Source organism: Streptomyces sp. NPDC091972, assembly GCF_044756385.1.
In the GTDB taxonomy this organism is placed as follows: domain Bacteria; phylum Actinomycetota; class Actinomycetes; order Streptomycetales; family Streptomycetaceae; genus Streptomyces.
On sequence record NZ_JBIVSV010000005.1, the window covers coordinates 375,129 to 387,946 of the forward strand.

General features: G+C 72.8%; 11 protein-coding genes. 3 read left to right on the forward strand and 8 right to left on the reverse strand.

Annotated elements, in window-relative coordinates:
- Entirely contained in the window at positions 1-1,242 is a 1,242-nt protein-coding gene (locus tag ACIQJT_RS17475; protein WP_365453411.1) for an acyltransferase, read from the forward strand.
- 91 nt (positions 1,243-1,333) lie between these two features.
- Here the strand turns inward: ACIQJT_RS17475 and ACIQJT_RS17480 are convergent, their stop codons facing one another.
- The 5 genes from ACIQJT_RS17480 to ACIQJT_RS17500 form a co-directional block, all read right to left on the reverse strand.
- A complete protein-coding gene (locus ACIQJT_RS17480) occupies positions 1,334-2,431 on the reverse strand; it encodes a DUF3533 domain-containing protein (protein WP_402644303.1) in 1,098 nt (365 codons plus the stop codon).
- A gap of 151 nt (positions 2,432-2,582) precedes the next feature.
- Complete coding sequence (locus ACIQJT_RS17485) at positions 2,583-5,021, reverse strand: SpoIIE family protein phosphatase (protein ID WP_402644306.1); 2,439 nt, start codon at positions 5,019-5,021, stop codon at positions 2,583-2,585.
- A 78-nt stretch (positions 5,022-5,099) separates the two neighbouring features.
- A complete protein-coding gene (locus ACIQJT_RS17490; protein WP_402644309.1) occupies positions 5,100-5,402 on the reverse strand; it encodes an SCO5918 family protein in 303 nt (100 codons plus the stop codon).
- Positions 5,403-5,525: 123 nt separating this feature from the next.
- Entirely contained in the window at positions 5,526-6,956 is a 1,431-nt protein-coding gene (locus ACIQJT_RS17495; RefSeq protein WP_365453423.1) for a DEAD/DEAH box helicase, read from the reverse strand.
- Positions 6,957-7,194: 238 nt separating this feature from the next.
- A complete protein-coding gene (locus tag ACIQJT_RS17500; RefSeq protein WP_007383480.1) occupies positions 7,195-7,398 on the reverse strand; it encodes a cold-shock protein in 204 nt (67 codons plus the stop codon).
- A gap of 724 nt (positions 7,399-8,122) precedes the next feature.
- Here ACIQJT_RS17500 and ACIQJT_RS17505 point away from each other — a divergent pair.
- Positions 8,123-9,445, forward strand: a complete 1,323-nt coding sequence (locus ACIQJT_RS17505) for a phosphatase PAP2 family protein (protein ID WP_402644313.1) — start codon at positions 8,123-8,125, stop codon at positions 9,443-9,445.
- A gap of 19 nt (positions 9,446-9,464) precedes the next feature.
- Here the strand turns inward: ACIQJT_RS17505 and ACIQJT_RS17510 are convergent, their stop codons facing one another.
- Entirely contained in the window at positions 9,465-10,817 is a 1,353-nt protein-coding gene (locus ACIQJT_RS17510; RefSeq protein ID WP_402644316.1) for a helix-turn-helix domain-containing protein, read from the reverse strand.
- Positions 10,818-11,005: 188 nt separating this feature from the next.
- Here ACIQJT_RS17510 and ACIQJT_RS17515 point away from each other — a divergent pair, with 188 nt between their 5' ends.
- On the forward strand, positions 11,006-11,746 hold the full coding sequence (locus tag ACIQJT_RS17515) for a DUF4232 domain-containing protein (RefSeq protein WP_402644318.1): 741 nt from the start codon (positions 11,006-11,008) through the stop codon (positions 11,744-11,746).
- A gap of 4 nt (positions 11,747-11,750) precedes the next feature.
- Here the strand turns inward: ACIQJT_RS17515 and ACIQJT_RS17520 are convergent, their stop codons facing one another.
- Together ACIQJT_RS17520 and ACIQJT_RS17525 are read right to left on the reverse strand one after the other, a co-directional pair.
- A complete protein-coding gene (locus tag ACIQJT_RS17520; RefSeq protein WP_365453435.1) occupies positions 11,751-12,101 on the reverse strand; it encodes a MerR family transcriptional regulator in 351 nt (116 codons plus the stop codon).
- A gap of 448 nt (positions 12,102-12,549) precedes the next feature.
- Positions 12,550-12,798 (reverse strand): CBS domain-containing protein, encoded by a 249-nt coding sequence (locus ACIQJT_RS17525; protein WP_402644321.1) that lies wholly within the window; start codon positions 12,796-12,798, stop codon positions 12,550-12,552.
- Positions 12,799-12,818 lie beyond the last annotated feature (20 nt).

The window sequence follows — 12,818 nt, forward strand, 5'->3', positions numbered from 1 at the left end:
ATGGCGAAGGCACCGGACTCGACAGCCGTGGCGGAATCGGAGCAGGAAGGACAGGGCACAGCGGACACCGCGGCAGGCGTCCGCAGACCTCCGGCCCCGGTCGCACCCCGTGCGAGCCGGGGTTTTCCGTCCGCGGTGGCCCGTACCGGCCGGGTGAGCGGCCTGGACGGGCTGCGCACCCTCGCGGTCGCGCTGGTCGTCGTCCACCATGTGGAGCCCGACGTGCTGCCGGGCGGCGCGGTCGCCGTGGACGTCTTCTTCACCATCAGCGGCTTCGTCATCACCCGCCTGCTGATCGCCGAGTACGTCCGCCGCGGCGGCATCTCCCTCCTGTCCTTCTACCGCCGCCGCTGGCTGCGGCTCGTGCCCGCCCTGCTGGCCCTGTGCGCGGTCTGCGCCCTGCTCGCGTCGACGACGTCCCTGTGGGGCTTCGACGGTTCGCTCCAGGCCGCGGGCCTGTCCGCGCTCTTCCTCACCAATGTCGTACGGGCCATGGAGCCCGGCCCCTACTCCGACCTCACCAGCCCGCTCGCGCACACCTGGTCCCTGGGCGTGGAGGAGCAGTTCTACTTCCTGTGGCCGCTCGTCCTGCTCGTCCTCCTGCGGCGCGTGCGGGCCCGCGCGGTCCTGCTGGGCACGGCGGCCCTGTGCGTGCTGCCCCTGCTGTGGCGCTGCGTCCTGTGGACCCCGGAGGCGGCCCACCGCATCTACAACGGCACCGACACCCGCGCCGACCAGCTCCTGGCCGGCGCCCTGGTCGCCGTGGCCCTCGCCCGTCTGCGCTCCGACGACCCGCGCCTGGCCGCCCTGCGCACCTGGTCCGCCCGCCTGGCCTGGCCGGCCCTCGCCCTGCTGGGCCTGGTCGCCTGGCAGGTGCCGGTCACCGAGGACCTCGGCCCCTGGACGGCGGCTTGGTACACGACCGGTTTCCTCGCCGTGGCCGCCCTCTCCGCCACCCTGGTCACGGCCCTGGAACTGGGCCCCGGCGACCGCCTCTCCCGCCTGCTGGCCCTGGCCCCCCTGTCCTGGGTGGGCCGCAACCTGAGCTACGGCATCTATCTCTGGCACTACCCGGTCGTCCGCCTCCTCGCCTCCCTCGGCGTGAAGGAGGGCCGGCTGGCGGCGACGGTGCTCCTGACCCTCCTGATGGCCCTGCTGTCCTACTACGCCGTCGAGAGGCCGTTCCTGCGCAGGGCCCACGTGACCCGCACGCGGGGTCCGGCGCCGGTGCCGGCGACGTAGGACGGTCCCGGGGCGGGCCCGCTTCTCCGGCGGGACGGCCCGCCCGGGGGCCTCAGGACCCCGGCCCCCGTGTGGAACGCCGTGCCTCACCTCAAGCAGTCACCGCCGCCTCCGCGACCGTCCCCGCGGGGGCCGTCCGCCCCTCCCGCCACCAGGACGCGGCCCAGGCCAGCACCGCTCCCCCCACCGCGTACGCCACCAGTACCCACAGGGCCGGGCCCGTCGCGTGGCCCGAGAAGTAGACCGTGTTGCGGACCAGTGTCGTGCCGGCGCCGGGCGGCAGGGCCTGGCCGATCGCGCTCCAGAAGGCGGGGAGGAGGGGGGCCGGGTAGACGCCGCCGGAGCTGGGGTTGCCGAGGACCACGAAGAGCAGGACGACCAGTCCCGTGCCCAGCAGGCCCAGCAGGGTCTGCAGGGCCAGTGCCGTGGTCGCCGAGGCCAGGACGGTCAGGGTTCCGATCGCGCTCAGGGCCCAGAAGTGGCCGCCCAGGGCGTGGAACACCGGGCCCACGATCACCGCTCCGGCCACGCCCGACACCACCGCGTACGGGATCAGGGCGGCCAGGCGGATCAGAGTGCGGGGGCGGTTCGCCGGGCGGGAGCCGGACGCCATGCCCATGATCGTGGCGGTCAGGTAGCCGCCGATCACCCAGCCCAGGACCAGGTAGAAAGACGTCATGCCGCGGCCGTCCCCGGGGTTGGGGGAGCGGATGTCGGTCACCGTGATCCGGCGCTTCTCCGACGCCTCGATCCTCTGGGCGATCTGCGTGGCCGTCTGGGACACCGACGGCCCGCCCGCCGAGGCGACGAGCAGCGTGTCCTCGGTGCCCCTGGGGTTGAAGAGGAAGGCCGCGTCCGTGCGGCGCGTCATCACCCACTCGCGGGCGACGGCCGTACTGGACGCCGCCGTCGCCGTCACCGGTTCGCCGTCCAGCCCGTTGAGCTGCGCCACGATCTTCGCGGAGGCCTGTGGGGGAGCCAGCACCGCCACGGGGATGCGGTGGGGCGTGGGGGAGTGGAAGGCGCCGACGTACGAGACGACGAAGGCCAGTTGGACCAGCAGGCCGCCGAGGACCAGGCCGAAGGCGCGGAACGTCACGGCGTCCTTGAACTCCGCCGCGAAACCAGAGGACTTGGGGGCCGGCTCGGTCGGGGGCCGGCCGGTGGAAGGACTGGAGGGTGCGTTCACGGGCGCATCGTCGCACAAGGGAGTGAATTCACCGTTCCGTTTGCCGTCCCGCGCTGACCGGACAACCCGGGCAACCCAAGACCCGCAACCCAAGACCCGGGCGATCCGGAGCCCGGGCACCCCGCGACGGGGCGACCCCGTCGCCGGCCCTCTACTCCTCCGGTAACCCCAGCTCCGCCCAGATCGTCTTCCCCGTGGCCGTCTGCCGGCTCCCCCACCGTTCCGCCATCTGCGCGACCAGCAGCAGCCCCCGCCCGCCCTCGTCGAACACCCGCGCCCGGCGCAGGTGCGGAGCCGTACTGCTGCCGTCGGAGACCTCGCAGATCAGCGCCGAGTCCCGGATCAGCCGCAGGACGACGGGGTCGTCGCCGTAGCGGACGGCGTTGGTGACGAGCTCGCTGACGACGAGTTCCGTCGCGAAGGACGCCTCCCCGAGGCCCCACGCCGTGACCTGTTCGCTCGCCGCCTTCCGCGCCCGTGCCACCGCCGCCGGATCCCGCTGGAGGTTCCAGGTGCGGACCTGCGCCGCGTCCAGCGCCGAGGTGCGGGCCAGCATCAGGACGATGTCGTCGGCGGGGCGGGCCGGGAGGACCGTCCGCAGGACCTGGTCGCAGGTCTCCTCCAGCGGCCCCGACGTGTCGGCGAGGGCCCCGCGCAGCAGGTTCAGGCCGACCTCGATGTCGCGGTCGGCGGCCTCGACGAGACCGTCGGTGTAGAGCGCGAGCAGGCTGCCCTCCGCCAGCTCCACCTCGACGGACTCGAAGGGCAGGCCGCCGAGGCCGAGGGGCGGGCCGGTCGGGAGGTTCAGGAAGCGGACCTCGCCGCCGGGGGTGACCACGGCCGGTGGCGGGTGGCCGGCGCGGGCCATCGTGCAGCGGCGCGAGACCGGGTCGTAGACGGCGTAGAGGCAGGTGGCCCCCACCTCGCCGGGTGTGGAAGCCTCCGCGGCCCGGTCGCGGGTGTCCGGGCCCTCCTCCCGGTCGAGCCGGACGACCAGGTCGTCGAGCTGGGTGAGGAGTTCGTCGGGGGCGAGGTCCACGTCCGCGAGGGTGCGTACGGCCGTGCGCAGGCGGCCCATCGTCGCCGAGGCGTGGATGCCGTGGCCCACCACGTCGCCCACGACCAGGGCGACCCGGGCGCCGGACAGCGGGATGACGTCGAACCAGTCACCGCCCACGTCCGCGCCGGAGCCCGCCGGGAGATACCGGTACGCGACGTCCATGGCCGCGAGGTGCGGCGGCCGCTCGGGCAGCAGACTGCGCTGGAGGGTGAGCGCGGTACGGCGCTCGTGGGTGTAGCGGCGGGCGTTGTCCACGCTCACCGCGGCCCTCGCCACGATCTCCTCCGCGAGCAGCAGGTCGTCGTCGCTGAAGGGCTCGGCCGTACGGTGCCGCAGGAAGTGCACCAGGCCCAGGGTGACCCCGCGGGCGCGCAGCGGCACCATCATCACCGAGTGGATCAGGTACTTGGCCACGGACTCGGCACGGGCCCGGGAGGAGTCGACCCACTCCCGCATCCCCGGCTCCCAGGACTCCGGCCGGGTGCCGCGACCGGCGATCAGGGCCAGCATCGGGGGCGTGCCCACCGGGTAGAACGTCCTCTCGCCGGTCGGCACCACCGACTCCGGGCAGCCGTCGAGGACGGACCGCTGGGCCGTACGGCGTACCGTGACCGACCGGTCCGGCGGCACGGGTTCCGGTTCCTCGCCGAGGGCGACCGACTCCAGCAGGTCCACGGTGACGAAGTCCGCGAAGCCGGTCACGGCCACCTCCGCCAGTTCCTCGGCGGTCCGGGTCACGTCGAGGGTGCTGCCGATGCGGAGGCTCGCGTCGTTGAGGACGGCGAGGCGGCGGCGGGCCCAGTACTGCTCGGTGGTGTCGAAGACGGCCGCGGACATGCCCCGCACCGCCCCGCTCCCGTCCTTCAGCGGGGACAGGAACATCGACCAGGCGTGGCCCCGGACCTCGCCGGGGGCCTGTCCGTAGTTCTCGTGGAAGATCGGCTCACCGGTGCGCAGCACCTGCCGCTGGAGGCGGTCGTACAGGTCGAAGGGCGGGTTGGGCTCGATCTCCGACAGGGTCAGCCCGCGCATCTCGGCCACGCTGCGGCCCATCACCCGGGTCATGACCTCGTTGGCGGACACCAGCCGGGCGTCGGTGTCGTAGACCGCCACCGGCACGGGCAACTGCGCGAGCGTGAGGTCCCACAGGGCCTCCGCGTCCGGTTCGACGGGCCCGGCCATGTACTCGGGGGCGGCGGCGGTCACCAGCCACGGCCGGGCGCCGTCGCCGTCCGCGAGCGGAGTCGCCTTCAGCCGTACGACGACCCGGTCGCCGGCCCGGTGCCGCAGCGCGACCTCGGTGGCCCAGCTCCGGCCCTGGGCGACGTGGCGGCGCGCGGACCCCGGCAGGTCGGCGGCGAGCAGTCCGGCCGCCGGGCGTCCCACGATCTCCTCGGCCTCGTATCCGAGGAGCCGGTGCGCCCCGGCGCTCCACGCCGTGATCGTCCCGGCGGCGTCGACGACGACCGCGAGGTCCTCGGGTACGCGTCCCTCCACGGTGCCTCCGGGTGTGCCGCCCCTGCTGTCCATGCTCCCAGCGTCGCGCCGCGCAGCTTCCCGCTCAAGCGATGACAAGCGATGACAGACACAGACAGGAGGGACACGGCGTCAGCCCAGCGGGGTGTCGGCCCAGGGGAGGGACGCGGCCGGGTCGTTGAAGGCCTCCTGGCGGGGCGGCTGGACCTCGTGGCAGGTGAAGCCGAGCCGGGTCAGGGCCCGGCCCACCTCGCCGGCGGTGAAGTCACGGCGGTCCTGGCGGGTGATCACCTGGCCGACCTGCTTGACCGGGTAGACGTGGGGGCCGACGGTCACGCACAGGCCGGTGGCGGGTTCGGGCTGGACGCCGCCCATCGACCTCTCGACCTCGCTCATGGTCAGGTCGAAGGGAAAACGTGCGATGACGATGCGCATGGTGCCTCCACGGGGAGCGGTCGGGACGTGACGGTGAGAACGGCCAGGGAGCGGCCCTGTTCGTCTCCTTCTCGACGGGGACGCCGGCGGCGCGGCCGCCGGGCCCGTCAGTCGGTCGTACGGCTATCGGCTGGTGGGGGTGGAGCGGCGGCGGCCCCGCGCGGAGCGGGCGCTGCGGTTGCGTCCCGCGGACCCGGAGCGCTTCGGTGCCTCGGCGGGCGCGGGAGCGGGGAGGACGACGGGCACACCGGAGGGGGTGCGGGCGCCGGTGATGCGGTTCAGCTCGGCCTCGCCCGGGCGGACCCGGGTGATCCGCGCGGTGACGCCGGCGTCGGTCATCAGACGGTCCACCGAGCGCCGCTGGTGCGGCAGGACCAGCGTGACGACGGTGCCGGACTCGCCGGCGCGTGCGGTACGGCCGCCGCGGTGCAGGTAGTCCTTGTGGTCCGCGGGCGGGTCGAAGTTGACGACGAGGTCGACGTCGTCCACGTGGATGCCGCGGGCCGCGACGTTGGTCGCGACCAGGACGGTCACCTGGCCGTCCTTGAACTGGCCGAGGGTGCGGGTGCGCTGCGGCTGCGACTTGCCGCCGTGCAGCGCCGAGGCCCGCACACCGACCGACAGCAGGTGCTTGGCGAGGCGCTCGGCCGCGTGCTTGGTGTCCAGGAACATGATCACGCGGCCGTCGCGGGCGGCGATCTCGGTGGCGGTGGCGTGCTTGTCGTCGTCCCGGACGTGCAGGAGGTGGTGGTCCATCGTGGTGACGGTGCCCGCGGAGGGGTCGACCGAGTGGACGACGGGGTCGTGCAGGTAGTTCCGCACCAGCCGGTCGATGTTGCGGTCCAGTGTCGCCGAGAACAGCATCCGCTGGCCGTCGGGGCGCACCTGGTCGAGCAGGGCGGTGACCTGGGGCATGAAGCCCATGTCGGTCATCTGGTCGGCCTCGTCGAGCACGGTCATGGTGACCTGGCTCAGGCTGCAGTCGCCGCGCTCGATGAGGTCCTTGAGCCGGCCGGGGGTGGCCACCAGGACCTCGGCGCCGGCCCGCAGCGCGGACGCCTGCCGGCCGATCGACATGCCGCCGACGACGGTGGCCGCGCGCAGACGCAGCGCCCGCGCGTAGGGGGTCAGCGCGTCGGTGACCTGCTGGGCCAGCTCGCGGGTCGGCACCAGGACCAGGGCGAGCGGGTGCCGGGGCTCGGCGCGCTGTCCGTCCAGGCGGGCCAGCAGCGGCAGGCCGAAGGCGAGGGTCTTGCCCGAGCCGGTGCGGCCGCGGCCGAGGACGTCACGGCCGGCCAGCGAGTTCGGCAGGGTCGCCGCCTGGATGGGGAAGGGCGTGGTCACACCCTCGGCGAGGAGCGCGGCCTGAAGTCGCTCGGGCAGGTCGAGGTCGGTGAACGCCTCCACCGCGGGCAGGGCCTCGGTGACGGTGGTGGGGAGGGTGAACTCGCCGCGCGGGGCGGCGGCCGGGCGGGAGCGCTGGTGGCTCGCGCCGCGGGAGCGGTGGCGGGACGTGCTGTTCCCGTTGGTCCCGGTACGGCGGGTGCGGTTCATGGGAGGGAACCCTTCCTCGATGCGTGCGGCACGTGTCGAGGAATTCCTCCGGGGCGCGGCGAAACCGCACGAGAATTCGCAAGAAAGAGCCGGGGAGAAACGAAGAAAATCAGATTCTTCGGGACTGTCAGATGCTTGGGTGCCGGCAGGTCCGTGGACCTGTCGGGTTCTTCGGGGCAATGGGACAGGGCCCGCACCCCAAGAGTGCGGGCCCCAGCCGTGAAGATACGCGTCAGCGTCAGGCGGGAACGATGTTCTCGGCCTGCGGGCCCTTCTGGCCCTGCGTGACGTCGAAGGTAACCTTCTGGCCTTCCTGAAGCTCGCGGAAGCCGGAGGTGGCGATGTTCGAGTAGTGCGCGAACACGTCAGCGCCGCCGCCGTCCTGCTCGATGAAGCCGAAGCCCTTTTCCGCGTTGAACCACTTCACGGTGCCAGATGCCATATTGAATCTCCCTAGGGGGCAGTGCCGGGACCCGCACTGTACGGACCCGAGTCGCCGCGATGGACTCCCCTCCGGAAGACCCGGAAAGACGCCGGAGAACTTCAGAATTCTCCGGAAACCAAAACTGCAACTTTTATCACGGTAACACACGGTAGGTGGGCGGCTCTACGGCGCCGCGCATTCTGGCGGCGACCGGCCCGAAAACCTCTTCGTGCCCCGCGCGCGATTCTGTCGCGGCGATGACAGTTATTCGTCCGGCCGACGGGTGCGCCCCCTCGTTCCGTGCGGTGGGCCGCCTCCGCGGCCCGCCCCGGTCGACGAGCGCGCGGGCCCGGACGGCGCGGCGCAGTAGGGATGTCGACGCTCCGGCCCTGAGGTCGACGCACACGAAAATGTGGTGTCACGGGACCAGATTTTCGGACCCGGTTCAAGGCCGCCGAGACACACCCCGGCGCCCATAGTGATCCGCCACACGTGTGGCCACCCGGTACGGCGCCGGCCCGCGGCCCCTCGGCGATCGGTGACGCGGTGTTCGATTAGCGCCGCGATGTCATACCCTGCATCTTCGGTGAGCCGGGCTTCTCAGGGGGGACACAGGAACCCGGACCGCGATCGTTCCCTCTTTCTCAGTCGGGCGGGCGGTTCTCTGACGAGCATCTAGTGAAACTGGCTGGAATTGATACAAATGCCACCGCGGATCGGTTCGCGGGCGAGACTCTGGGCCGTGGCGGCCGTCGTGGCCCTCGGGTTCTTCGTCGCGATGGAGTGCCTCGCGCACCACTACGGTCTGCCGGGACCGCTCGGCACCCAGGCGCGGGAGTTCGTCGGCCCGCCCAAGTCCGGTCCCCTGCTGTACGCGGGACTGGCCCTGACGATGGTGGTGCTGACCTGGCGGCAGCGTTTCGTCGCGCTCGGCGCCGCGCTCGGCATCGACCTCGTCTTCGCGGTGGTCCGGTGGGCCTGCGACATCGAGGTGACCCACGGCCACCCCTTCGGCAACGGCGCGCTGTGGGTGATCGTGGGCTGCGCGGTCGTCGCCCTCACCCGCCGCACCGGCCCGGAACGCGTCCTGCTGCTGAAGGGCGTCGGGCTGGGCCTGCTGCTGGTGGCCGGCCGCAAGACCGGCGACACTTGGCTCCTCATCACCTCGAAGTCCCGGCACCTGGTCCTCGACCCGTACCTGGCGAACGCCGACCACGCCCTGGGCAATCCCTCGTGGCTGATGGGACGGCTGGTCACGGCCACCGGAGCGGTCGGCTTCAACTTCCTCGACACCATCTACGGCCAGCTCGCGGTGGCCGCGGTGGTCGTCGCGCTGTACCAACTGCGCCACGTGGCGGCGGAGCGCCGCTTCCCCCGCCACCACCTGGTGCGCACCTTCCTGCTGATCGGCCTGCTCGGACCGGGCATCTACATGATCTTCCCGGTGGTCGGCCCGGTCTTCGCCTACGGCACCGGCACCGACCACTGGGCGTCGATCGCCCTGTGGTCGCCGCAGATACCGAGCGACGGGCACTGGGCGGTGGCGAACCTGTGGCCGCAGACCCCGCCGCCGATATCCGCGCCGCACGCCATCCCGTTCGACGGCGTCACCCCGCGCAACTGCATGCCCAGCCTGCACACCGCATGGGCCACCGCGATCTTCATCCACTCCCGCAAGGGCCCCCGCCTCCTGCGGTACGCGGGCACCTTCTGGCTCATCGCCACCCTCTGCGCCACGCTGGGCTTCGGCTACCACTACGGGGTGGACCTCGTCGCCGGAGTGGTGTTCACGCTCACCATCGAGGCGGGAGTGCGCTCGTTCGACCGCGGCTGGGACCGGTCCGGGCTGCGGCTGACGGCCTACGGCACGGTGGTCTTCGTCGCGCTGCTGGTGTCGTACCGCTTCCTGCCGGTGCGGATGGCCGAGTACCCCTGGCTGGCCGGCCCGCTGCTCCTGGTGGCGATGGGGTCGGTGATCCACGGCTATCTGCGCACCGTCGCCCGCTGGGAACCGGCGACCGCGTCGGCGCGCTCGCCGCAGCAGCCGCAACCCGAACTGCTGTGAAGGGCGGCGCAGGCCCGGATCAGCCGCCGACCCGCTCGATCCACTCGCCGCCGCCCAGCGGATAGTCGTAGCCGGGGCGGCCCACGTCGGCGCTGGTGCGGAAGGGCCGGCCGGCGTCGTCGATGTGGAGGGTGCCGCTGCGGCTGCCGCTGGACCAGTCCAGGCTGAGGTCCCAGCGCACGTCGTGCGCCTTGGTGTGGGCGCTGATGTAGAAGACCTCCGGGTCGGACTCGCTCACCTTGTACGGGAAGTCGCGCTGGCCGTTCTTCACGGTGACCGTGGGACTGCCGTTGTCCAGGTCGATGTCGAAGGACTTGGTGCCGACCCCGCCTCCGCAGCCGACGCCCATCGAGTAGTCGTTCCAGGCGAGTGGCGCGCCCTTGGTGAGGAAGCGCACGTGCAGCGCGTTCAGTACGACGGTCTCGGCGCCGGTGCCCTGGACGGTGAGCGCGATCCGCTGCTCGCCCGAGGAGACCGCCCCGTAGGCGCCGGCCCAGCGCCGCGCGTCCTGCTCGGTGGCCGGCGGGCCGACCTGCTCGGGCTCGCTGTCGACGAGGAAGTGCTGGCTGCACGGGTCGTCGTAGACATAGGGGCGGACGCCGACGGTGAGCGGGACGGCGTCGGTGGCGCCGCCGGTGGACCGGGCCGCGCCCGGCTCGCCGGCGCCCCGGGAGGTGCCGGCTCCGGCGTGCCCGGAGGCGGCGGTCGCGGACGGGGAGGCGCTGGCCGACGCGGACGGGCTGTGTCCGCCGCCGTCGGCGGACGGGGCGGCGGAGGGCCGGCCGGCGGCTCCGGCGTCCGGGGCGCCGGTGGACGTCGGAGCGGCGGTGTCCCCGGCCCCGACGATCGTCGGGTGCAGAGCGAACGCGACAGCGCCCAGTGCGGCGGCCACGGCGACGGCGGCAATCAGGGCGCTGCGGCGACGGCGCAGCCAGGAGGGGTGGGGGAGCGGGGAACCCTCGGGCCCGCTGCCGTCCTCGGGGGCCTCGGTCCGGTGCGGCCCCTCCGTGGTCTCCGGGCCCTCCGTGCTCGCCGTAGGGTCCGGGTCCTCCGTACCGTCCGCGCCGGTCCCGCCCGCCGGGGTCTTCGCCGCGGGCTGGTCCGGCCTGCGCCCCCGTTCCGCGTCCGCGAGGATCCAGTGCCGGTGCAGCTCCACCAGCTCCTGCGGGGTGGCCCGGCAGACCCGGGCGAGGCGCTCCACCGGGGCGTACTCGACCGGCACGGCGGTGCCGTTGCAGTAGCGGTGCAGCGTCGACGTGCTCATGTGCAGACGCTTGGCGAGCGTCCCGTAACTCAGCCCCGACCGGTCCTTGAGCTCCCGCAGCCGACGCGCGAACGCCTCCGTCCGCTCGGTCCCCGTTGCCCCTGACACCCGTTCCCCTCAACCCCGCGCATCCCGGTCAAGCATTCCAGGGTGAGCGCGTTCCCCCTGGTCACAGCCCGTTTTGGCGTTCCGGCGTCCCCAACTGCCCGCTGCCCGTGGCGGCCGGGACGGATCACCTCACAAGCTTCGGTCATCCAATCACCACCGCCACCCGAACTCCGAAGGGGCACAGCACCATGTCCAAGACCTCCCGCGCCCGTCTCCTCACCGTCGCCGCGTCCACCGTCCTCGCCGCGCTCTCGCTGACCGCGTGCAACGACGGGACGGGCACCCAGGACGAGGGCCGCGCGGCCGGCACGAGCCCTTCCGCCACGGCCTCCTCTCCGGCCGCCGCCCCGGACTCCCCGGCCCCCTCGGCCACCACGGACCGGTCGGCCACGACGGGCTCCACCGGCTCCTCGGCCACCACGGGCTCCTCCGGCACCGGGACCGGGGGCGGCGCCGGGACGTCCACCGCGCGTACCCCCGTGAGCAAGGCGCCCGCGGGGAAGCCGGTCACCTGCGAGGGCTCCGTCACCAGGACGGTCGCCGCGCCGCTGACCCGACCCGTGAACCACATGCTGCTCACGGTCACCAACACCGGCAGCAGGAGCTGCTACCTGTACGGCTACCCGGCCGTCCGCTTCGGCGAGGCCCAGTCCGTGCCTCCGGTCATCGAGGCCTCGCAGCCGCAGGCGGTCGTCACGCTCGCACCGGGCGAGTCCGGCTACGCCTCCGTGAACCTGTCCGCCACCGACGGCAGCGCCGCGAACGGCCACACCGTCAAGTCCCTGGCCGTCTACTTCCAGGGCCGCTCCGGCAGTGAGAGCGTCGGCACCGGCGCCCGCCCGTCACTGCCGGCGAAGGGCGTCTACGTCGACGACTCGCTGGCGGTCACGTACTGGCAGCAGTCGATGGACGACGCCGTGAGCTGGTGACACCTCAGCTCGCGCGGGACTCCGTGCTCTCGGCGGACGCCTTCGCGGCACGGCGGTACTCGGCGTTGATGCGCTGTGCTTCCTCCAGCTGGTCCTCGAGGATGACGATGCGGCAGGCGGCCTCGATCGGGGTCCCCCGGTCGACGAGCTCACGGGCACGGGCGGCGATCCGCAACTGGTAGCGGGAGTACCGGCGGTGTCCGCCCTCCGAGCGCAGAGGCGTGATCAGACGGGCCTCGCCGATGGCCCGGAGGAAGCCCGGGGTGGTGCCGAGCATCTCCGCGGCACGGCCCATCGTGTACGCGGGGTAGTCGTCGTCGTCCAGGCGATCGCCGAGTGGGTTATCTGCTGCCATGTCACCTCGTTGTGCAACGCGTCGAGGGGCCCCGATGCCGTACGGCACCAGGGCCCCGAAGGGAATTCAACACCATCTGTCGGCCCTCATGCTGTGCCGACCTTCTGTTTCCGCTACCCGGCCCTGCGGCGGGCGGGGTGCGGGGATCGCGGCTGCGTGACCGGGGACCACCATCCAATCCGGGGTCTTGCGGTACCCGGGCCGAGAACATCGGGCCGGGCGATCCTGATGGCGTCTGCTCCTCCGTCCTTGCTCTGAACCTCGTCTACGAGAAAAACAGTAACGCTGTCAGGGACCAATGTCTACTCTGACAAGAGGAGATTTTGGTGTTCGAGAGACGCAGAGATTTTCGCTCCCGGGCATACGACGAAGGGGCCCCGCCGACGCGCGTCGGCGGGGCCCCTTCGGGCTGGGCGGGCGGACCGCAAGGGGGCCGCGAGGGTACGGATCAGCGGGCGGGGCTCACGACGTCCCGCAGCCGGAGCCGGTCCGTGTAGGCGGAGCTGTCCCGGAGGACGGCGAGCCCGGCCAGGGTGACCAGGCCGGTGCGCTGCTCGTCCCCGTCGCAGAGGACGAGGTGGTCGACACGGGCACCGGCCATGAGGGACAGGGCCACCTCGACCGTCATGTCGTCACTGACCCGGGGTCCGGGCCCCGGCCTGTCGAGGACCGCGTGCTGCGTCCGGGTCGGCGTCATGGTTGCCTCCTGCTGGAAGG

Coding starts and splice junctions, on each gene's coding strand:
- ACIQJT_RS17475 (WP_365453411.1), top strand. CDS start 1: ATGGCGAAGGCACCGGACTCGACAGCCGTGGCGGAATCGGAGCAGGAA.
- ACIQJT_RS17485 (WP_402644306.1), bottom strand. CDS start 5,021: ATGGACAGCAGGGGCGGCACACCCGGAGGCACCGTGGAGGGACGCGTA.
- ACIQJT_RS17490 (WP_402644309.1), bottom strand. CDS start 5,402: ATGCGCATCGTCATCGCACGTTTTCCCTTCGACCTGACCATGAGCGAG.
- ACIQJT_RS17495 (WP_365453423.1), bottom strand. CDS start 6,956: ATGAACCGCACCCGCCGTACCGGGACCAACGGGAACAGCACGTCCCGC.
- ACIQJT_RS17500 (WP_007383480.1), bottom strand. CDS start 7,398: ATGGCATCTGGCACCGTGAAGTGGTTCAACGCGGAAAAGGGCTTCGGC.
- ACIQJT_RS17515 (WP_402644318.1), top strand. CDS start 11,006: ATGTCCAAGACCTCCCGCGCCCGTCTCCTCACCGTCGCCGCGTCCACC.
- ACIQJT_RS17520 (WP_365453435.1), bottom strand. CDS start 12,101: ATGGCAGCAGATAACCCACTCGGCGATCGCCTGGACGACGACGACTAC.
- ACIQJT_RS17525 (WP_402644321.1), bottom strand. CDS start 12,798: ATGACGCCGACCCGGACGCAGCACGCGGTCCTCGACAGGCCGGGGCCC.